Source organism: Caballeronia sp. BR00000012568055, assembly GCF_029439455.1.
Taxonomy (GTDB): Bacteria; Pseudomonadota; Gammaproteobacteria; order Burkholderiales; family Burkholderiaceae; genus Caballeronia.
Genome location: NZ_JAQFVG010000324.1, coordinates 139,872 through 160,937, shown reverse-complemented (window position 1 = coordinate 160,937; position 21,066 = coordinate 139,872). Strand labels below are relative to the sequence as shown.

Genomic DNA, 21,066 nt, shown 5'->3' with positions numbered 1-21,066 from the left:
CAATCTGCTCCAGGGATCGAGCGACGGCGAAGCATCCGCAGCAGTGAACAATTCGCGAGTAGCCAGCGCGCGAGGTATTTCTATTCAGGAAAGAAGTGTCACGGGCACACAGGGCCATGTGATTGAAACTTCAAAGGGATTGAACGCTTCCGAAGCTCAGGCGTTCATGTTGGAATACCTCAAGAGCGCGGATGTTGAATACATTGAGCCTGATTTGATCATCCACCCTGCGCTCGTGCCCAATGACGCCCGATACAACGAGCAATGGGGCATGTCCAACGGAGCAACCGGCATTGGACTGCCGAACGCGTGGGATAAGTCCACCGGAAAGAACGTCGTCGTCGCCGTAATCGACACCGGAATAACAGCGCATAGTGATCTCAGTGAACAAGTGCTGCCGGGTTATAACTTTATCTCTGACGCGCGGTTCGATCGAAACCGGAATGGCCGCTCAAATGACGCCTCCGATCCAGGTGATTGGCTACAGGCAGGCGACCAGTGCCCCGCCGCCGGAGGTACTTACTATGTTCATGATTCGACGTGGCACGGCACGCACGTCGCCGGCATAATCGCGGCGAAATCAAACAACGGGACGGGCGTAGCAGGAACTGCATTCAACGCCAAAATACTTCCGGTGCGCGCGCTAGGCAGATGCGGCGGCTTTACCTCCGACATCAACGACGCGATCATCTGGGCGTCTGGCGGATCCGTTCCGGGCGTTCCCAACAACCCCAATCCCGCCAAAGTGATCAACCTCAGCCTAAGTGGCGCCGGACAATGCAGCAAGACCGCGCAGGACGCGATTGACATCGCTCGTAACAACGGGGCCGTTGTCGTTCAGGCTGCGGGCAATGATGCGATCGATGCTTCGCAGAAGTACGCGACACCCGAATGTCAGGGCGAAATCGTAGTGGGAGCAACAAACTCGTCGGGAGAGCGAACCAGCTTCTCGAATTTCGGCTCGCTGGTGAATCTAATGGCGCCCGGGGCTTACATCCTTTCCACCTGGAACGCCGGCCCGAAGGGCCCCGAAGGCGAGAGCTATGGCTATATGGATGGCACGTCCCAGGCGACACCGCACGTTGCGGGTGTGGTCGCCCTTCTGCTAGAGAAAGATCCCACATTGACCCTGGACCAGATCAGGCGTTATCTCATGTCCACGGTCACGCCGATGACCGGTCGCTGCCTGGAGGGTTGCGGTGCGGGGCTTGTCAATGCGGACAAGGCGCTTGCGAGTTTGCCGATTGCTGTTGATGGAGACTTGCCACAGACGCCCGATGAAGTAACGGTCAGCGTCAACGCAGAAAAAGGCGCGACTTATCGGCTAGAGATTCCGGAGGCGACGGAGCTTCTGAAGATGGTGGTCGCTGAAGCCAGCTCGGTAAGTATCAGATCCGAGTTCGATCAGGAATGGACGAGTTGCAAACCGGCATTGTGGCCGGCCTGGACGAATTGTTTCGTCTGGAATCCCAAGCCCGGTTTCTACTACGTGAAAATGTCCACTCGTAACGGAATCAATACGCGCGTGGCGACGTCTATCTACATCGGTGCCGGACATCTTGACTTTGGCGAAACCATTAAGGTAATTTCGAAACCGCCTTATTTTCCTCGCGTAATTACACTTGACAAGATTTCATCTGCTGACGCGGTTCGCCATACGTTCTCGATCGACGATCGGGTATATGGAACGTTGTCTCAGTACAGCAGCCCGACCGGACAGCTCTTTGAACTGAATGAGAACGCCGATCCTAGCCAAGGCGGCGACGGAATATACAACAGCGCGTGGATGTTGGTTGGTCCGAACGGAACGGGCGTTGGCCAGAACATATCCACGCAAAACTCCCCAAATTTAAAAATTGTATTGTCAGTATCGAATTCAGGTAATTTGGATGCACACTACTCTTACACTGCGGCGGTAGTTCCCAAATAATCGCTACAGCAAGACGGACGTGCAGTCCGTCTTGCGCGATAAAAATCGCCGTCCATATAAGGCTACGTGTTTTCATGCATATCTACTTCATCAACCTCGAGATAGCCGAAGACCGGCGCGCCGTAATTGAGACCAACCTCCGTCAATTTGCGGGATCGGAACATCAGGTCATTCGCGTTCCCGCCTACGATGCTCGTTATATCGAGATAAACAAAGTCGGAGGAACGCTGAGGCAAAACGAAAAAGCATGCCTTCTCAGTCATATGCGCGCGATTGAAATGTCACTTGACGATCCTGGTCCATCTCTCATTCTGGAAGACGACGCGTTGATCGGCACGCGGACCACGAACTTGTTGAGGCAATTCACGCCCGACCTGGATCAAAAAGATATCGTATTCACCGACCTGTGCATTCCCACGGCGTTATGGATGATGCGCCTCTTCAAACTGCGCCGAACTCTGAACGGTACTGTCGCCTTGTTCGACACCGCCCAACTCGATTTCCGCCGGCTCCACTGCATACACGCTGAATGCACACTCGAAGCGCAAACTGTTAGCCATCCTAAAATCGATCGCGTCTTTCGATGTGCCTTATGACATGGTTCTCAAAACATTAATACTCGATGGCACGCTGTCCTCGAGTTTCTTCTTCCCGTTTATCACGTCGCTATCGCAATCGGCGTCAACGTCGCAGATTCAGACAACGTCTGCGTCACTCAACAACGGCGCGTGGAATTCATTCAGGAAGCTTTCGTTTCTGGAATCCGCCGATTTCTTCCCGGAACTTGCCGAAGAAATCGAAGCGCTTCCGTCGGATTCCCACGACCGAAACGTCCGCGCATTCGCCGCGTTATGGAAAGTGTTGCTGTCCGACAATTGCTCTGAACTGCTCGAATAGGCCGACGCTCCCCGAAAGATCGCTGACGTATGACCTATATATCCAAGTCACTTGCAATGCTATCCTTCCCCCGCCCATATTCCATTTGCTTCTAAGCTTTCCACGAAATCAGCAAAGTGCTCTCCTTCCTGCTCAAACTCCGCACGCGCGCTCAGCAACTCTTTCGACTATCGGATTCCCATACGATGCTCGTCTGGGCCGTCGTGGTCGGCGTCGCGGGCGCGTTTGCGACATCGATATTCCGGGAAGGCATTCATCTGCTGGAAGTGCTGTTCGGCAACAAATCGGAAGGTCTCGTTGCGCTGGCACTGAGTCTGCCGTGGCCGGTGCGCATCGTGTTGCCGGCGGCGGGCGGTTTGGTTGCGGGCATGTGTCTGCTGATTGCCGCGCGGCGGCCGTGCAAGCAGGCATCGACCGATTACATGGAAGCGGTCACCATCGGCGATGGCGTGGTGCCGGTTTGGCAGAGCGTGTGGCGCAGTTTGTCTTCGCTGATCACGATTGCGAGTGGCGGCTCGATCGGTCGCGAAGGGCCGATGGTGCAGTTGGCCGCGCTCGTCTCCTCGCTGATCGGCCGATGGGTGCATTTCGATCCACCCCGGCTGCGTTTGCTGGTCTGCTGTGGCGCGGCGGCGGGGATTACGTCGGCGTATAACGCGCCGATCGCGGGCGCGTTCTTCGTCACCGAACTCGTGCTCGGCTCCATGGCGATGGAAAGCTTCGGGCCGATCGTCGTATCGTCCGTGGTCGCCAATATCACCATGCGCGAGTTCGCCGGCTATAAGCCGCCGTACGAGATGCCCGTGTTCCCGACTGTAACCGGCGTCGAAGTGCTGCTGTTCGTCGTGCTCGGGCTGTTGTCGGGCGCGCTCGCGCCGTACTTTCTGCGCTTGCTGTCGGCATCGAAAAAGCAGTTTTCCAAATTGCCGTTGCCCTTGCCTGTGCGGCTCGCGCTGGGCGGTTTGATCGTCGGGATCATTTCGGTGTGGTGGCCGGAAGTCTGGGGCAACGGCTACGAAGTCGTGAATTCGCTGCTGCACACGCCGTGGACGTGGGGCATGTTGCTGCTGATGCTCGTATTCAAGCTGATCGCGACCGCCGCGACTACCGGCTCCGGCGCAGTCGGCGGGATTTTCACGCCGACGCTGTTCGTAGGCGCGGTGCTCGGCTGTCTCTACGGTCAGGCCGTGCACGCGATCTGGCCGGACGCCACCTCCGCGCCCTTCGCCTACGCGATGGTCGGCATGGGCGCGTTCCTCGCCGCCGCCACGCACGCGCCGCTGATGGCCATTCTGATGATCTTCGAAATGACGCTGTCGTATCAGGTGATGCTGCCGCTGATGCTCGCCTGCGTGATCGCTTATTTCATCGCGCGCACGTCCGAACAAACGTCGATGTACGAAGTCACGCTGCGCCGCACGCGCGAGGAAAAAGAGCGCCTGCGCCTCGCCTCCACGCAGATGCGCGAACTCGTGCGCCCCGCCGACACCGTCGTCCATTTGAGCGCGAACGTGAAAGACATGACGCGCGTGTTCCTCGAATATCCGGTGAAGTATCTCTATGTCGTCGATGACGCCGGGCATTTTCGCGGCGTGGTCGCGCTGAAAAACATCACCTCCGATCTGCTCGATGACAAAGGCTGTGACGCCAAGACCGCCGCCGATTATCTTCAGCCGGAATTCGATGTACTCACACCCGATATGTCACTCGGCACCGCGCTCCAGCACTTCCTCGCGTTTCAGGGCGAACGCCTGCCCGTGATCGAAAATCGGGTGCAGCCGACCTTGCTCGGCGTCGTGTACAAAACCTCGCTTCTGGACGCATACTTCCGTTTGAACCCGACTTCGCGCTGAAACTGCGCGCCCGTGCAATTTCGCGGCGCGTGAGCGGCAGCGTGCCGTTCTATAGGGTAAATAAGTCGAGTTAATCCATTACTCGAAGTGTTTCCGCGCGATGCCCGACGCATCGCGCCCGTGCGCAGACGGCATCCGGCCCACGACGCACGGACGGCTGGCGCGGCATCCATCGGCATAGGCTTTGCTTGGATGTTCGCGCTGCTTACGTGAAAGGGGTTGTCCGATGAAGACCTCAACGTTGTTATCGATGGCGCTGGTTTCGGTGTCTTGCTACGCCGCGCCGTTGCATACCAGTTCGACCGACGAAGACACTGCCGCCGTCCAGGCGATGCGCGCCGCGCTGCGTGTCAACGCACCGCCCGTTTCGCCGCCCGCGCCGGATATCGCGGCGGACAGCCTCGATCACGCGCGCTGGCGTCATATGCCGATGCCGAAGTCGCGCACGCCGAGCCACGGCATGGCGAGTCAACCGATCAACGTGCAGACGTAAGCGGCATCATCGATCCATCCATAAAACGAAAGGCAAAGCGCTCATGTCGGACAAGCCCGCGCAACACGAACTTAACGACGAACCCATCGACGATGAAATCGCGCAGGTGTTGCGCCGCGTGCATTACCCGGCCAACAAAGACACCTTAGTCGATGCGGCGCGCGATGCGGGCGTAAGCAACGACGTCATCACCCTGTTCGACGGGCTGCCCGAACAGGACTACACCGACGCCGATTCCGTCGAGCAATTGCTGGGCAGTAACGGCGGGCCGGGGCTTTCGATCTGACGCGTGCCGAAGCGTCCTGAAGCGCCCAAAGTTATCCCCCGCCGATGGGGAGCACCTTGTTGACAACCTGCGTGAAACTCGCTTAAACCACTGAGCCGAAAGAAAAAGGCGCGCGTGCATCGACTTGCATCGATCCACGCGCGCCTCTGCATAACTTATCCCCAACTGACGGGGAAAGGCCTGTGGAAAAGCACTGCGTGACTCAACTAAATTCTTGATTCCGCGCGGAAATCACCGTGCGGCGCGGATCGCGTCAGTGCATCGGCATGATCGAGTGTGAAAAACTTCAGCCTCAGTTATCCACATTTTCTGTGGACAACATTGTTGAAAGCTCGCCTAAAGCTGACTTAAGTGCCTGACGAATAAGGATTTGTCGTATGTGATACGTTTGCGCGCCACTGCATATGAAATGAACTTACTCACAGCGCATGTTGAAAGCCCTGTCGATAAGTCCCTTCGCTTCTACGCTAACCATCTGATGCGCAAGAGAAAACCGGCGTCGCTCAAAAAAGCGCCACGCCGGTTTCGGCATAACGAACCAAACGATCAGCTTCCGCGATACTGCGACGCACTCGCCGGCGAAGGCGCAGCCGGCTTCTTCGTTGCAGCGGGCGCGCTGGACGCCGCCGCACCCGAGGACATGTACGCGGGCGCAGCCTTGGTCTTCTCCTTTTGACCCGCAGGCGGCGCGGTCGGCGCTTTGCTCATATCCGCGAGCATCTGCTGACAAGGCAACGGCTTGTTGTTGCTCGGCGCGATCAGCGGGATCAACGCTGCAAACGGGTTGATCAGGCCAAGGCCAACCGCCGCCGCGCCGCGCAACGCGAGCACCGGACTCACGCCCACGTGCGGGTCCTTGAACGTGCCCTTCACATACAACGGCGAACGCAGCGAGAAAATCCTCAAACCCTTCGTATGCGGATGAATGCCCAGATCCATCGCTTCGGTCTTGAGGTTGATATTGCCGTCCACGTTGATGACGGCATCGTCGGTATCGAGGGCGAAGACGCGTGAGTCGAGCACGCCGTCCGTCACGACGAAATCCGCCGCTGCGCAGTTGATGTTCACATCGCGCTTGCCGAACAACTTTTCGTAGACCACGTTTGCTACGTTAAGGCCCGCAGCCTCCATGTACAGACGGCTCACCGTGCCTTCCGTGATCAGCAGCTTCACCTCACCGTTCGATGTTCCCGCCAGCGCCGCAGGCGAATTGCCGACCGCCGAGAGCGCGGCATCGCCATTGATTTCGCCAAGTGCGGATTGCATCGTTTTGTTGGTCGGGAACAGTTGCTTGAGCTTCAGATGCCGCGCCTCGGTGGAGAAGCGGCCCTTCAGCGGCGTCGCGCTGCCATCGAGATGGATGGTGTTGGCCAGCGTCCCGCCCGCCACGCCGAAACGCAGCGGTTCGAACGACAGCACGCCATCGTTCATGATCACGTGCGTATAGAGATTCGTGATCGGCAAGTCGGGATCTTTGATGATGCGCTCGCCAGTGAACTTCACGTCAGCGTCGATGGCTTTCCAGCGATCGGTTTTGAACTCCTCGGTCGGCAGCGCCTTGTTCGACGGCTGCTTCTCCGTCTCGCCGCGCTTGGCCTTGCTCGCGTTCGAATCGGCACCGATGATTGGCGCGAGATCCTTGAATTGCAGCAGATGCGAAACCAGTTCGCCCTTGAGCAGCGGACGCGGCTTCTTGCCTGCATAGACGAGCGAACCGTTGATATCACTGCCGCCCACGCGGCCGGTGAAGTTCTCGTAATGGAACACGTTGCCGTCCGAACGGAACTGACCGGTCAGGCGCCCTTCGGTGGCGAACGGCGGCGTTTCCGGCAGCGTCACGCCGGTGAACGGATACAGATGCGCCATGCTGACCGCCTGAATCCACAGGCGCAGATCGAGCGCGGCGAGATGCGCGGGATCGGTCACCGTGCCGACGAAGGCGATATGCGTATCGCCCAGACGGACATCGGCTTGGACGGGGAACGGGCGCGTCGCGTCCTGCACGGCGAGCACGCCACCGAGTTTGCCATCGCCGGATACCTTGCCGCCGTTGTAGGTGCCCTTCACGGTCCAGCCGAAGGCGTACGGCGGAATCGGCGTCTTCGGGCCGTCCTTGGTCGTAATGCTCGTATTCGCCGATACACTCGCCGGATTCGGCGTCGATGCCTGCGCCGCAGCCGCCGCGGACGCAGCTGATGCCGCCTTCGCTTCCGATGCCGCCGCTGCATCGGCCTGTTTGTTGAGCTTGGCCGCGCCGCTCTTGCCGACCATCTCCGCCGACGACTTCGCCGATGCCGCTTCCTGCTGCTTCATCACATCGCCGATCGGCACGGGCTGGCCGAGCGTATCGATGACGACGTTCATCTCGGCCTTGGTCACTTCGTCGTGGACATCGACGGTGCCTTTGGCGAGCGAAATATCGCCGAGCTTGAGATTCCAGGTGGACGGTTCGGTCGATTGCTTGAACTTGAACGTCCAGTTATTGCGATTGTCCTTGAGCCGTTCGACATCGATCGACGGATTCACGAGGTTGATCGACGGAATGACGATATCGTGCGCGAGGAGCGGCAGCACTTCCACCTGGAAGTCGATTTCATCGAGCGTGGCGAAGAATTTCTGGCGCGCCCAATCCGGATTGGCGATGGTGATTTTTTCTGCGGAGAAGCGCGGCCACGGCACCCAGCGTTTCCAGCCCGTTTCATTGGGCGGACGTTTCCAGCCGACCTTCAGATCGCCGGTGATTTCGAAGCGCCGGCCGATGGCGTCGGAGACTTTATCGTCGATCCACGGCCGCAGCCGGTTCCAGTCGAAGGTCAGAAAAATCACGACGAGAATCGCGATCAGAACCGCAAGAATGCCGAAAAACCATCCGATAACTTTCCCGACTCGTTTTCCCATACCGCGTCCGGTGTGAGCTTGCGCCATGAGGGCTCCATCCGTTTTTCTGGTTATGTGTGCGGCAGCACATAGTGTGCCCGCGTGTTTTTTACCGCGTGCACTTCCTAAGCGATGTAAGCATCGCCGGTCGTAAGATGGCGGCTTCGTCAGAACTGGCCCCACGATGCCGACACAAGAACTCATCGCCACCCACGGCGTAACGCGCCGCGATGCCGCGCGCGGCACCGTGCTGCTGCATCCGACCGATTTCGCCTTGCTCGAAGGTCAGCGCGCCGCAATCACCGGACCGTCCGGCTCGGGCAAGAGCGTGTTTCTGCGCACGCTGGCCCTGCTCGATGCCGCCGACGATGGCTTCGTGACCTGGCGCGGCGAGCGTATCGCGCGGGCGCGGATACCGGCGTATCGGCGGCGCGTGGCGTATATCGCGCAGCGACCCGCCATGCTCGATGGCAGTGTCGAAGACAATCTGCGTTATCCGTACACGCTCGCAGCCTATCGCGATGTCACCTTCAATCGCGATGAAGCCGCGTGGCTCGCCGAAGCCGCCGGACGCGGCGCGGATTTTCTCGACAAAATGGCCAGCGATCTTTCCGGCGGCGAAGCGCAGATCGCGGCGCTCGTGCGCGTGCTGCAACTCGCGCCCGATGTGCTGTTGCTCGATGAACCGACTGCATCGCTCGATCCGGCGTCGGCGTTGTCGATCGAGGCGCTCGTCGCCAATTGGTCGAACGCCGATGCGGCGCGCGCGTGCATATGGGTATCGCACAATCCGGAGCAGGCGGCGCGCGTGGCCTTGCGGCATTTGACGATGTCGGCGGGCGTGCTTTCCGAAGCGTCGAAGGAGACCGCACGATGAACGGCTTTCAGGAATTGAGCCTCTTCGATCTCGCGCTCGCCGCGATGCTGATCGTCATCAACGGGGCCTTGTCCATCGCGCTGAATCTCAGGCTCGAACGCAAGCTGTTGATCGCGGCCGTGCGCACCGTCGTGCAGTTGCTCTTGATCGGCTATGTGCTCGGCTGGGTGTTCGCGTTCAATCGCTGGTATATCGTGCTGCCGCTGATGGCACTGATGACGATCATCGCCGGGTTCGCCGCGTCGGATCGCGGACGGCGCACGTATGCCGGGCAGCGCGTGGACAGCATCGTATCGATATGGGGAAGCTCGTGGCTGATCGGCGCGTTCGGCCTGTTTGCGGTGATCCGCATTCACCCGTGGTACGAGCCGCAATACGCGATTCCGATTCTCGGCATGATCCTCGGCAATTGCCTGACGGGGGTATCGCTCGGGATCGAACGGATGACGGAGGAACTGACGTCGGGACGCGCGGCCGTGGAGATGTCGCTGGCGCTCGGCGCGACGCGCTGGGAAGCCGCGCAAGGGCCCGCGCGCCAGGCCGTGCGCGCGGGCATGATTCCGACGCTGAACCAGATGGCCGTAGTCGGCCTCGTCAGTCTGCCCGGCATGATGACCGGTCAGGTGCTCGCCGGGCAGTCGCCATTGCAGGCGGTGCGATATCAGATCGTCATTATGTTTCTGATCGCGGCGGCTTCCGGACTCGGCGTGGTCGGCGCGGTGATGATGACGTACCGCCGGTTGTTCTCGGCGGATCACCGGTTTATGGCGAGCAAGCTGATCGAACGGAAAAAGAAGCGCGCGGCGGGTTGATTAATCGCCGTTGTATGCGCGCTCCAGTTCCTTCATATCGAGCTTGATCATCTGCATCAGCGCTTTCATGGTGCGATCGGCCTTGTCGTGGTCCGGGTCCTGAAGCATGGACTTCAGCCGCGCCGGCACAATCTGCCACGTCACGCCGAAGCGGTCCGTGAGCCAGCCGCAGGCCATCGCCTGGCCGCCGTCCAGCAGCATGTCCCAGTAGCGGTCGATTTCCGCCTGCGACTCGCAATGGACGAACATCGACACGGCAGGTGTGAACTTGAACTCCGACCCGCCGTTGAGCACCATGATTTCCGAACCCTTCAGTTCGATGGTCACGGCCAGCACGCTGCCGCGCGGACCGGGACTGGATTCGGTGTGATGCAGCGTCTCGATGATGCGCGCGTCCTCGAACACGCGCAGATAGTAGTCGATGGCCTCTTCCGCATTGCCTTCGAACCACAGACACGGCGATATCTTCTGCATGAGTGGCTCCTTATGCCCCGCACTGATTGGGCATGTTGCTGACGGCCTTCTCCATGTCTTCGCGCGAGATATCGCGGACGTGCGTGGCGATCGACCATTGATGGCCGAACGGATCTTCGATTCGCCCGTAGCGGTCGCCCCAGAACATCTCGGCGACGGGCATGGTCACTTTCGCGCCTGCGGCTTCAGCCTGACGCACGGTGGCATCGGCATCTTGCACATACAGATGGATGGTCACCGGCGAGCCTTTCAGCGCCTTCGCGCCGAGCATGCCGAAGTTCGGGTTGGCATCGACCAGCATGACGACGGAATCGCCGATCTTGATCTGCGCGTGCATGACCTTGCCGTCCGGTCCCTGCATGCAGCCCATATCGACGGCGTTGAAGGCTTTCTTGTAGAACTCGATGGCGTCCGCCGCGCCCTCGCAGACGAGATGCGGCGTGACTGAGTGCATGCCTTCGGGAATCGGTTTGACGGCGGGTGTGGACATGGTGGCTCCGTTGATGAATGAACGAGACCGCGCCGTGGATTCGGCGCTGCTCTCATACCCTACAACGTTCGAGCCTTGCGTCAATCGACATCGAACCGGGTCCGATGACGATAATTTCGCAAAATGTTTCGAATGTGACGCTTGTGTGAGCTCAGGTGGAACTTAAGTGGCTTTCAGGTGGCGTCGCCTTCGGCCAGCGCCTGAATCAGCGATTCAAGACGCGAGAAGTTGACCGGCTTGGTCAGATGATCGCGAAAGCCTGCTTCGCGGCAACGGCGGATATCTTCGTCCATGCCGTAACCCGTGATCGCCACCGATGGCTTGTCCGGCTGCAACTTCGTCCACGCCCGCGCGATATCCAGACCGCTGCCATCCGGCAAGCCGATATCGCTGACGAGCAAATCGAAGGGACCGTTCTGCGCGTGTTCGAGCGCGCTGTTCACCGTCGTCGCCACTTGCACGCGATGACCGAGCATTTCGAGCACTTCGGACATGGCCGACGAAGTCTGCTCGTTGTCTTCCACGAGCAGCACCTTGAGCGAGCGCGCATGTTCCTCGCGCGAGGCTTCGGGCAAGGGCGCGGCAGCATGCGCGGGCTGAATGCGCGCGAGCGGCAAGGTCAGCGTGAAACGCGCGCCCGCATCGCGCCCTTCGCTATAGGCGGATAACGTGCCGCCGTGCTTCTGCGCCAGCGTGCTGGCGATCGCCAAACCGAGGCCGAGACCGCCGAACGAGCGCGTGATCGAATCGTCGGCCTGTTCGAATGCCGAGAAAATGCGTGGCAAAGCCTCTGCACTGATGCCAATGCCGCTATCCGTCACCGATACCGCAATGGTCGATTCATCCGGATTCCACGTCCGCACTTCGATGCGCCCGTTCGCCGGCGTAAACTTCACCGCGTTCTTCATCAGATTCCAGATGATCTGCTGAAGCCGCGCGGCATCGCCCATGACGACGATTCTGGCCGCCTCGAAATGCGTTTCCAGCGCGAGTTGCTTGGCGCGCAGATCGGCTTCCGACATTTCGACGGCGCTGGTCAGCAGCGTGTCCATCGCCACGCTGGCGAAGTTCAGGCTCAGTTTGCCGCGCGCGATGCTGGTGAGATCGAGCAGATCGTCGATCAGACGCGCTTCGAGTTCGACATTGCGGCGGATCAGATCGAGCGTCGGATGCGCCTCGCGCGGCAGCGAATGCTTCATTTCGAGCAGACGCACGGCGGCGAGAATCGGCGTCAACGGCGTGCGCAGTTCGTGCGACAACACCGCCAGAAAATGATCCTTCGCGCGATTCGCGGATTCCGCCTGATCTTTGGCGAGGCGCAAGGCATCGGCGGCCATGTGGGCATCGGTGGCGTCGCGCACGATCTTCGAAAAGCCGATCAGCTCGTTGTTCTCGGTGCGGATGGCCGTCGTCACGCCAGACGCGAAGAACGAATGGCCGTCCTTGCGCCACAGCCAGCGGTCGTCGCTTGCGCTGCCTTCGCGGCGCGCGACATCGAGTTCGTGATCGAACACGCCCGCTTCGCGATCTTCCTGGTTATAGAACACGCTCGCGCTTTGCCCGAGCACGTCCTGCGCGGGAAAGCCCAAAATTCTTTCCGATGCCACGTTCCACGTGCGAATGCGCCCTTCCGGATCGAGCGTGATGACGGCGTAATCCTTCAGCGCCTCGATCAGCAGGCGAAAGTGCGTTTCGGTTTCCCGCAGCGCGCGCTCCACCGCGATACGCTGCGCGCGTTCGGCCGATTCGCGCATCGCGCGGCGCACCACGGCGGGCAGACGTTGCAGACGCTGCTTGAGCACGTAATCGGTTGCGCCGCGCTTGAGCATATCGACCGCGTGCTCCTCGCCCAGCAAGCCCGACACGAAGATAAACGGCGTATCCGGCGCGCGCTCGCTGGCGATGGTCAGCGCTTCGATGCCGCTGAAGGTGGGCATCACGAAGTCGGCGAGGATCACGTCGAAGCGCTTCCTGGCGAGCGCATCGAGGAAATTGGCGGAGTCGTACACGATCGACGCGTCCACCGTGTAATCGGCGCGTTCCAGTTGGGCGATCGTCAGCTCCGCATCGAGTGCGTTGTCTTCGACGAGAAGCAGATGCAGCGGCTGCATGGTCTTAGGCGGCCTCGCTATGGTACGGGCGCGGGCGCGCGCAATCGCCTGAAAGGTTCATCGAAAAGAAGTTCATTGTGCCGAGGGCAAACGGCGAAAACGTGTCGATCCGGGCGGCGGTTCGTTCAGCACGGCCCAGAACACGCCCAGATCGCTGATGGCTTCGACGAATTCGCCGAACTCGACCGGCTTGACGACATAAGCATTCACACCCAGTTCGTAACTGCGCACGAGATCCTGTTCCTCGCGCGATGAAGTCAGCATGACCACCGGAATGCTCTTGAGCGTTGCATTGCCGCGAATCATGCCGAGCACTTCGAGACCGTCGATTTTCGGCAGCTTGAGATCGAGCAGAATCACGGCGGGATTGCCCGGCGCGCGTTCCTTCCAGTCGCCTTCGCAAGTCAAATAGTCGATGGCTTCCTGACCGTCGCGGGCGACGATCACTTCGTTGGCAAGCTGGCTCTTGTCCAGCGCGACGAGCGTGAGTTCGAGATCGTTCGGATTGTCTTCGACGAGCAAAATCGGTTTAAGCATGGTCTGATCGTGATGTTGTCGGCGCGCCCGATACCCCCGGTACGCCCAATACTGCGCCTTTCACTTCGCGGAACACGACCGGCAGGGAGAAATAAAATACCGCGCCTTCTCCGAGCCGCCCTTCCGCCCACGTGCGCCCCTCGTGCCGCTCCACGATGCGCCGTACATTCGCAAGGCCGATTCCCGTGCCCTCGAATTCCTCCGCGCGATGCAGTCGCTGGAACACGCCGAACAGTTTGGCCCCGTATTTCATATCGAAGCCGACACCGTTGTCGCGCACGCCGACGATGTATTCATCCTCGGTGCGGGTGGCGAATATCTCAATTTTCGCCGATTCCCGCGTCCGCGTATATTTCACCGCATTCGAAATCAGGTTGCGGAGCGCCAGTTGCAGGAACGCGGCGTCGCCGGTCACGCGTGGCAAGGAACCGACGATCCACTCTATTTTTCGCGCCGGCACTTCCTGCTCGTACTCGTGCACGATCACGCGCACCAGTTGACCGAGATCGACTGGCGCGGGCCGGAGGGCCGCGCGGCCCATTTGCGAAAACGTAAGCAAATCATCGACCAGCGTGCCGGCGAAGCGCGCCGAATCGAGCATATTGTTCAGAAAACGGCGCGCTTTCTCCGACATGCTTTCGCCCGCTTCCTCGCGCAGCAAATCTCCGTATCCGGCGATATGGCGCAGCGGCGCGCGCAGATCATGGGAAACGGAATACGAAAACGCTTCCAGTTCCTTGTTCGCGCGCGTGAGTTCGGTGGCGAGTTCGGCGCGTTCTTCCGCGCGCCGCAGGACGATATTCAGCAGCGCGCCGCGCAGTTCGCCCGCGATTTCGATTTCGCCCGGACGCCACAGCGCCGAATGCCCGCGCACGGTTTCGAGCCACGGCGAAAAACTGGTGCGCGGCGCGCTTGCGCCGTCGGCATCGGTGATCTTGACCGGCTCGCCCGCCCATTTAATGGTCTGCATCAGTTCGGGCCGAAACCATAACAGGTAGTTGCGGAAAATCTGCGAAACCGGCACCGCAAGCACGCCGCACGCACGGTCGATATGCGCCTTCGCGGGCGTCCACTCGCGCGCGAGCGAATCCGTGGACCACACGCCCGTGGTGTTTTCCGCGAGCCAGTGCGTGAGATCGCGCACCGTGTCTTCATCGGGCGTCGCGCCCATCAGCGTGATCTGATCGTTCAGCACGATGGCCGCGCCCGCCGAGCGCGCGAAGCTCAGCACATCCTGCGGCACCGAACGCAGACCGGCGACGAAGTTGTCGTGCTCGCCCATCGCGCCGATCAGACGGCCCATCGTGCGGCGCAGACCGGCGAGATATTCGCCTTCCGCGCGCTCTTCCTTCGCTTCGATCTGCAGGGACAGCATATGTCCGAGATGCTCGACCGCCACGCGCGTGTTGAACGGCACGACGCGCGCGTGGTGATCGTGGCAGGAAATAAGGCCCCACAATTTGCCGCGCACGACGATCGATACCGACATCGACGCATGCGTGTTCATATTGCGCATGTACTCCAGATGCACCGGCGAAAAGCTGCGCAACGTGGCATACGTCAGATCGGTCGGATGGCCGGTGATCGGATTGAGCGGCGGCACGAGGCGCGCGGGCGTGTAGTTCACGTCGGCAACGAGGCGGATGCGGTTGCGCAGATACAGCGCGCGCGCCTGTCGCGGAATGTCGGACGCCGGAAAGAACTGATGCAGGAACGACGCGTAGTCTTCATCGCGCGATTCGGCGAGCACGTGGCTGCGGCCTTCTTCGTCGAAGCTATAGAGCATCACGCGGCCAAAGCGCGTGATTGCGCGCACTTCGCGCACGGCGAGTTCGGCGAGCGCCTGCACGGTCGCGGCATCCTGAAGGCCGCGCGCAAACGTTCGTGTGAGCGGATACATCGACGCGAACGCCTCGCCATCGGCGGCCGCCGCTTCCATTTCGACGATCAGCGTGCCGTCATGCCGATGTATCGTCACGTCGAAGCGCCGATTCGATGCAAGCTGTGGTGCAAGCGCGCAATCGATCGCGCCGACATACAGCGGCGAATCTTCGAGTTCGACATTGCGCGCGGCATCGGCGACGCGTTGAGCGCCGGTCTTGCCGAACAGCGCGTCGAGCGGTTGCGTGAGCAGCGTTTTCACATCGCCATTGATCAGCGATGCAAGATTCTCGCTCGCCTGCACGATATGCAGATCGCCGCTCAGCGCGACGAGATAACCATGCGGCTGAATCCCGCCCGGCACGTGGATGGGTTCGGCGTCACAGTCCTTGCTCGCGATGCCGGAATCCAGCGTGCGGCGGCGTGCTTCGGCATCGGGCGGGCCTTGGTGCGATTCGTGAGCCTCGCTCATGCGCTGGCCTCCGGCGAGTCCTGCAACTCCGGACACAGCCACGCCTGCATGGTTTCGAATGTCGCGATGGCGGCGCGCACGGCATCGTCGTATAGCGATTCGGGCACGGATGCGGCGGCGGTCTCGCGGAACGCGTTCCACATGCTGCCGGTGCGCGCGCCATAGCCTTCGAAATACGCGTTGCCCTGACCGGGTTCGAGACTCAGCATCTGCGCGACGTGCGGCGCGATAAATCGGCCGCCGAGCGTGGAGCCTTCCATCACGTACATCGAACCGAAGATTGCGCCGATGTTGTTCAACTGCGGCAAGTCGTAAAGCGCATCCGCATGCGGCACGCTGCCGGTGGGACGACGCTCGCCGGTGAGCGCATCGAGATCGGATGCGAGCCAATGCGCCTTGCGACGTGCATCGAAAAACGTTTTGAGCGATGCGGGCATCACCGCGCTGATCGCGTTTTCCCACGGCGCGACATAACCATAAAAGCGTTCTAGCAACGCGATGTATTCGTCGCGCTGAAGGTCTCCCCGCATCATGTCGAGTGCGTTTTCCAGCCGCGTATGGCACGCGGCGGTTTCATGCTTGAGGCGGGAAAGTAGATCGTGTGACATGTTCCGTTGGACTGGGCCTGAGCGTTCGATGCGGGCAATGGCGCACGTCACGATGAAAAGATCGGAAGGGCTTACCGGGGACGCGCGTTCATCAAATGAACGAACCGGTATAAATAACGCGCCCCTGAAAGCTTGCGTGAATATCGATCCATTCTACGCATCCGCCCGATGCGAGTCATGCTCGACGTGCTGTTTTCACCGATCAGTTCACTTGGCCCGCTTCGCATCTTCATTGCGCTGCGTGGCTCGCTGATAGTCGTCAGCGCCACGCCGATCCGTATCGACGATTCCGCGTTTGATATCTTCGTGCGCCTGCTTGCCGACATCGCGCGGCTCGTGATCGTCCTGCGATTCGACGCTTTGATCGGCTTCATGCGGTAACGGCACGTTGTCGTCTTTTTCGTGCTTGCTGTGGGGCACGCTTTCGGGTGCCGGATGCGCTTGCTTCATTTTTCCTCTCCCTGTTTAACGCCTACGCCAAGGCGTTTTTTCATCGCGACAGTCAGACGCTGGCGCTTTGTTGCGTATCCTTTCCACGGATCGCCGCGTAGTGCTTTCATACGTTCATGCGCCTTATCGATGTTCCATTGATCGCCGCTTTTGATGTCGTCGAGTTCATCCCAACTGATCGGCATGGACACGCCAAGCCCCGGACGTGCACGCAAAGAAAATGCCGCCACCGTGCTCGATCCGCGGTTATTGCGCAGATAGTCGATAAAGATTTTTCCCTTGCGATTCTGCATGCCCATCTTCGCGGAAAAGAGCTTGGGCAAGGTGCTCGCCATATGCTGCGCGACCGCTTGTGAGAAGTCCTTCATATCGTCCCAACTCGCCTGCTTCGCAAGCGGCACGATCACATGAAAACCTTTTCCGCCGCTTGTTTTGCAGAACGATTCGAGACCCAGTTCGGCGAGCAGATCGCGCGTGAGCTTCGCGGCTTCGATCATGCTTTTCCAGCCGATGCCTTCGCCCGGATCGAGATCAAACACCATACGATCCGGCTTTTCGATATTCGATGCCACCGCGTTCCACGTATGCAGTTCGATGGTGCCCATTTGCGCGGTGCCGACCAGCGCCTGCGCCGATTCGATCGTCAGCAGCGGCGGATGCCCTGGATCGATATCCGCATGCTGCGTGATATGCGGAATCGCGAGCTTCGCGCTGTGCTTCTGAAAGAACAACTCGCCGTCGATATCTTCGGGCGCGCGCACCAGCGACACGGGCCGATCCTGCAAATGCGGCAGCATCCATTCTGCGATCGACGCGTAGTAATCGACCACATCGAGCTTGGTATGCTTGCTCGCCTTATCGATAATTCGATCAGGATGGCTGATCTTTACGCCCTCCACTTCGGCTTTATCGACAGAGGTTTTCTTCGCGGTTTTACTAGCGGTTTTACTAGCCTTGACCGGCGCCTCCTTGACGATCTGCTTTGCCGGTTTATCGTCACGCAGACTGACGAACGATGCTTGTCGCACGATGCGCTCCTTGGTCCATTCCGCGAAATTGCATTCGGCCACGAGGTCCGGCTTGACCCAATGCACGGCTGTGCGGCTGCGTTCTTGCGGCTCTTTTGCAAAAGGCATGGTTTTGGTTTCGCGCTTGTCGAGTTCCTTCTTGATCGATGCGAGCAGCTTCTGATCGAAGCCGGTTCCCACGCGTCCTGCGTATTGCAGATCGCCTTTCGAGTCATACACGCCGAGCAGCAACGCACCGAACGCCGCGCGGCTGCCCGTCGGTTCCGAATAACCGCCGATGACGAATTCCTGCCGACGTCTGCATTTGAGCTTGATCCACGCGTTACTGCGCCCCGACACATAGCCACTGTCGATCTTCTTGCCGATGATCCCTTCCAGCGCCATATCGCAGGCGCTTTTCAGCAAATCGTCCGCTGCGAATGCGAAGTCTTCCGAGTAACGCAACACCGGATCGTCGATGGGTTCGATCAGCGCTTTCAGCAACGCGCGCCGTTGCACGAGCGGCACGTGACGCAGGTCGTAACCGTTCAGAAACGGCAGATCGAAGAAATAGACGACGATGTCTTGCGGACGGCCCACATCGAACGCATTCTGAAGCGCCTGGAAATCGGGCAAACCACGACTGTCCAGCACGACGGCTTCTCCATCGAGCCATGCATTATCGATATCGAGTTGATCGAACGCCTTGACTTGCTTGCTGAACTTAGCGGTCCAGTCGTTGCCATTGCGCGTGTAGATCATGATCGCGCGCTTGCCCTTGACTGTCTCGATGCGCGCGAGCACGCGATATCCATCGAACTTTATTTCGTAGATCCAATCATCGCCGGGCGGCGCGGTATCGACCAGGGTGGCGAGTTGCGGCTTGAGTGTCGCGGGCAGCTTCGCTTTCTTCGCACCTTCGATCGCTGGTTCGTGCGAAAGCGTTCGCAAGGACTCCGCATTTCTATTCGCGACGATATCGGGATGTTCGTGACCGTTTGCTTTCTTGCTGACGGTTTTGGTTTTGGTCTTGCGTGCAGGTGTTTTCTGCGTTTTCCTCTTCTGCGCGCCGGGTGAATCGGACAACACGCTGCCGGGCTTTTTGACCAGCACGTCGTATTCGGATTCGGGACGTGCGTCGTCATCGCGCTCTTTGATCAGCAGCCATTGCTCCTTATCGCCGCTGCCGCGCATATTGCTTTTGACCAGCGTCCAGCCACCGTGCAGTTTTTCGCCATCGAGCGTGAATTTGAGCTTGCCTTTCTCATACTCGCGCGCCGCCTCCGCGATCGTGCCCGTTTGCGGCGACCACGTTCCGCGATCCCACACGATTACACTGCCCGCGCCGTAATTTCCCTCGGGAATATCGCCTTCGAAGGAACCATAGTCGAGCGGATGATCTTCGACATGCACGGCCAACCGCTTCACCGATGGATCGAGACTCGGTCCTTTTGGCACGGCCCATGATTTGAGCGTGCCATCCAGTTCAAGACGAAAGTCGTAGTGCAGACGGCGCGCGTCGTGTTCCTGTATCACGAACGACAATGCTTCGGATCGCTTACTTTTTCGCGCAGCGCCGGAAGGCTCCGGCGTCTTGTCGAAGCTGCGTTTGCGTTGATAGGTATCGAGCTTGCCGGCCATGACTTACGCACGCTTGCGACGCGTGGTCTTGCGCGCCGGACGCGCGGGTTCGTCATCTTCCGCAGGAGCGGCCTTGGATGCGGCCTTTTTCGCTGGCGCGCCGCCTTTGAGACTGCGCTTGAGCAACTCGGAAAGATCGAGAATATCCGCCGATGCTTTCGCCTCGCCGCCCTCCTCGACCTTCATCACCTCGGCGACCTTGCCCTGCTTCACCTTCTTATCGACGAGCGCCATGATGTCGTCGCGGAAGGTGTCGTGATATTTGCCGGGATCCCAGCTATCGCTCATATCGTCGATCAGGCGCTTGGCCATGTCCAGTTCCTTGGGCGTGACGCCGGCTTTTTTGGTGTCTTCGTCGGGGAACTTGAACTGATCGAAATCGCGGACTTCATCGGCCCAGCGCAAGGTGTTGAGCGCGAGCGCGGGACCGACCGGAATCAGCGCGGCGAGATGCTGCTTGTTATGCAGCACCACACTTGCAATGCCGACTTTGCCGGTGTCCTTCAACGCATCGCGCAGGAGCGCGTAGACCTTTTCGCCTTTGCGATCAGGCGCGAGGTAGTACGGCACGTCAAGCGAGAGAAACGAGATTTCGGGCGCTTCGACGAAGGCGAGAATATCGACCGTTTGCGTCGATTCGGGATTGGCTGCGCGGATTTCGTCGTCGGTCATCACCACATATTTGCCTTTCTCATACTCGAAGCCGCGCACGATGTTGTCGCGCGTGACTTCCTTGCCCGTGTTTTTGTTGATCTGCTTATAGCCGATGGCGTCCATCGACCGTTTATCGAGCAGATTGAAACCGACCTTTTCCGACTGCGTGGCCGGATAAAGTTGCACGGGTACGTGGACCAGGCCGAAGCTGATCGCGCCCTTCCAGATCATGTGCGGCATCGCGATGTCCTCCCTGTCGGAATGGTTAGGAAGCACGCGGAATGGCGTGCGTCGGGGACTAGCGCAGGAAGTGTGCCAATGGCTGCGGGCGTTAGTGTGCGTGGATTGGCAAGAGGTGATCTGTAAGCTTTACTGAGTATGTTGTGGCGTTGGTACCGATTACGGCAGCATCAAAAAAAAGACCGTTAGTTGCAAACTACAAGCATCAAAAAGCCGGCGATGACTCGCCGGCTTTTGCTACTTCCGATCCGCCGTCACCGTGAGTTGCGTCCCATCATCCAACGTCACGACCTTCTTCGATCCTGTCGAAGTCGGCATGGAAAACCGCACGATCTGACTGAACCGATTATCCGTCGGACATTGCAGACTCTTGCCGCCCACCTTGACCGTGCTCACACCCTTCGGTGCATACGCCCGAAAACTGATCTGCACATTGGCCGCGCCGTTATCGCCGACGACCGATGCAAACCGAATCT

At 59.7% G+C, this 21,066-nt stretch carries 18 protein-coding genes; 7 read left to right on the top strand and 11 right to left on the bottom strand.

What is annotated here, in order from left to right; genetic code table 11:
• From P7F28_RS27505 to P7F28_RS27485, 5 genes are all read left to right on the top strand, one after another.
• Nucleotides 1–1,930: S8 family peptidase (locus P7F28_RS27505; protein ID WP_277188003.1), on the top strand; the 1,930-nt coding region annotated here is incomplete at its 5' end.
• Between the two features lie 74 nt (nt 1,931–2,004).
• Entirely contained in the window at nt 2,005–2,526 is a 522-nt protein-coding gene (locus P7F28_RS27500) for a glycosyltransferase family 25 protein (RefSeq protein WP_277188002.1), read from the top strand.
• Nucleotides 2,527–2,943: 417 nt separating this feature from the next.
• A complete protein-coding gene (locus tag P7F28_RS27495) occupies nt 2,944–4,680 on the top strand; it encodes a ClcB-like voltage-gated chloride channel protein (RefSeq protein ID WP_277188001.1) in 1,737 nt (578 codons plus the stop codon).
• Nucleotides 4,681–4,906: 226 nt separating this feature from the next.
• Nucleotides 4,907–5,173 (top strand): hypothetical protein, encoded by a 267-nt coding sequence (locus P7F28_RS27490; RefSeq protein ID WP_277188000.1) that lies wholly within the window; start codon nt 4,907–4,909, stop codon nt 5,171–5,173.
• A gap of 43 nt (nt 5,174–5,216) precedes the next feature.
• Entirely contained in the window at nt 5,217–5,459 is a 243-nt protein-coding gene (locus tag P7F28_RS27485; RefSeq protein ID WP_277187999.1) for a DUF2795 domain-containing protein, read from the top strand.
• Nucleotides 5,460–6,005: 546 nt separating this feature from the next.
• On the opposite strand, the gene P7F28_RS27480 is transcribed toward P7F28_RS27485, so the two are convergent.
• Nucleotides 6,006–8,384 carry an AsmA family protein gene (locus P7F28_RS27480; protein ID WP_277187998.1) on the bottom strand — a complete coding sequence of 793 codons (2,379 nt, stop codon included), beginning with the start codon at nt 8,382–8,384 and terminating at the stop codon, nt 6,006–6,008.
• 136 nt (nt 8,385–8,520) lie between these two features.
• Between P7F28_RS27480 and P7F28_RS27475 the strand changes: the two genes are divergently transcribed.
• Both P7F28_RS27475 and fetB read left to right on the top strand, forming a co-directional pair.
• Nucleotides 8,521–9,213 (top strand): ATP-binding cassette domain-containing protein, encoded by a 693-nt coding sequence (locus P7F28_RS27475; protein ID WP_277187997.1) that lies wholly within the window; start codon nt 8,521–8,523, stop codon nt 9,211–9,213.
• Complete coding sequence (gene fetB, locus P7F28_RS27470; protein ID WP_277187996.1) at nt 9,210–10,025, top strand: iron export ABC transporter permease subunit FetB; 816 nt, start codon at nt 9,210–9,212, stop codon at nt 10,023–10,025. Before P7F28_RS27475 ends, fetB begins: the two co-directional genes overlap by 4 nt.
• Here fetB and P7F28_RS27465 read toward each other — a convergent pair whose 3' ends face one another.
• From P7F28_RS27465 to P7F28_RS27420, 10 genes are all read right to left on the bottom strand, one after another.
• Entirely contained in the window at nt 10,026–10,499 is a 474-nt protein-coding gene (locus tag P7F28_RS27465) for a VOC family protein (protein WP_277187995.1), read from the bottom strand.
• A 10-nt stretch (nt 10,500–10,509) separates the two neighbouring features.
• On the bottom strand, nt 10,510–10,989 hold the full coding sequence (locus tag P7F28_RS27460; protein WP_277187994.1) for a VOC family protein: 480 nt from the start codon (nt 10,987–10,989) through the stop codon (nt 10,510–10,512).
• A gap of 173 nt (nt 10,990–11,162) precedes the next feature.
• On the bottom strand, nt 11,163–13,100 hold the full coding sequence (locus P7F28_RS27455) for a response regulator (RefSeq protein ID WP_277187993.1): 1,938 nt from the start codon (nt 13,098–13,100) through the stop codon (nt 11,163–11,165).
• Nucleotides 13,101–13,172: 72 nt separating this feature from the next.
• Nucleotides 13,173–13,637, bottom strand: a complete 465-nt coding sequence (locus P7F28_RS27450) for a response regulator (RefSeq protein WP_277187992.1) — start codon at nt 13,635–13,637, stop codon at nt 13,173–13,175.
• On the bottom strand, nt 13,630–15,990 hold the full coding sequence (locus tag P7F28_RS27445; protein ID WP_277187991.1) for an ATP-binding protein: 2,361 nt from the start codon (nt 15,988–15,990) through the stop codon (nt 13,630–13,632). The genes P7F28_RS27450 and P7F28_RS27445 overlap by 8 nt, the downstream gene beginning before the upstream one ends.
• A complete protein-coding gene (locus tag P7F28_RS27440; protein WP_277187990.1) occupies nt 15,987–16,598 on the bottom strand; it encodes a biliverdin-producing heme oxygenase in 612 nt (203 codons plus the stop codon). The genes P7F28_RS27445 and P7F28_RS27440 overlap by 4 nt, the downstream gene beginning before the upstream one ends.
• Nucleotides 16,599–16,805: 207 nt before the next feature.
• Entirely contained in the window at nt 16,806–17,048 is a 243-nt protein-coding gene (locus tag P7F28_RS27435) for a hypothetical protein (protein WP_277187989.1), read from the bottom strand.
• Nucleotides 17,045–19,696, bottom strand: a complete 2,652-nt coding sequence (gene ligD, locus P7F28_RS27430; protein ID WP_277187988.1) for a DNA ligase D — start codon at nt 19,694–19,696, stop codon at nt 17,045–17,047. The genes P7F28_RS27435 and ligD overlap by 4 nt, the downstream gene beginning before the upstream one ends.
• 3 nt (nt 19,697–19,699) lie before the next feature.
• Nucleotides 19,700–20,590, bottom strand: a complete 891-nt coding sequence (locus P7F28_RS27425; RefSeq protein WP_277187987.1) for a Ku protein — start codon at nt 20,588–20,590, stop codon at nt 19,700–19,702.
• Nucleotides 20,591–20,827: 237 nt separating this feature from the next.
• A partial coding sequence (locus tag P7F28_RS27420) for a DUF6013 family protein (RefSeq protein ID WP_277187986.1) occupies nt 20,828–21,066 on the bottom strand: 239 nt, incomplete at its 5' end.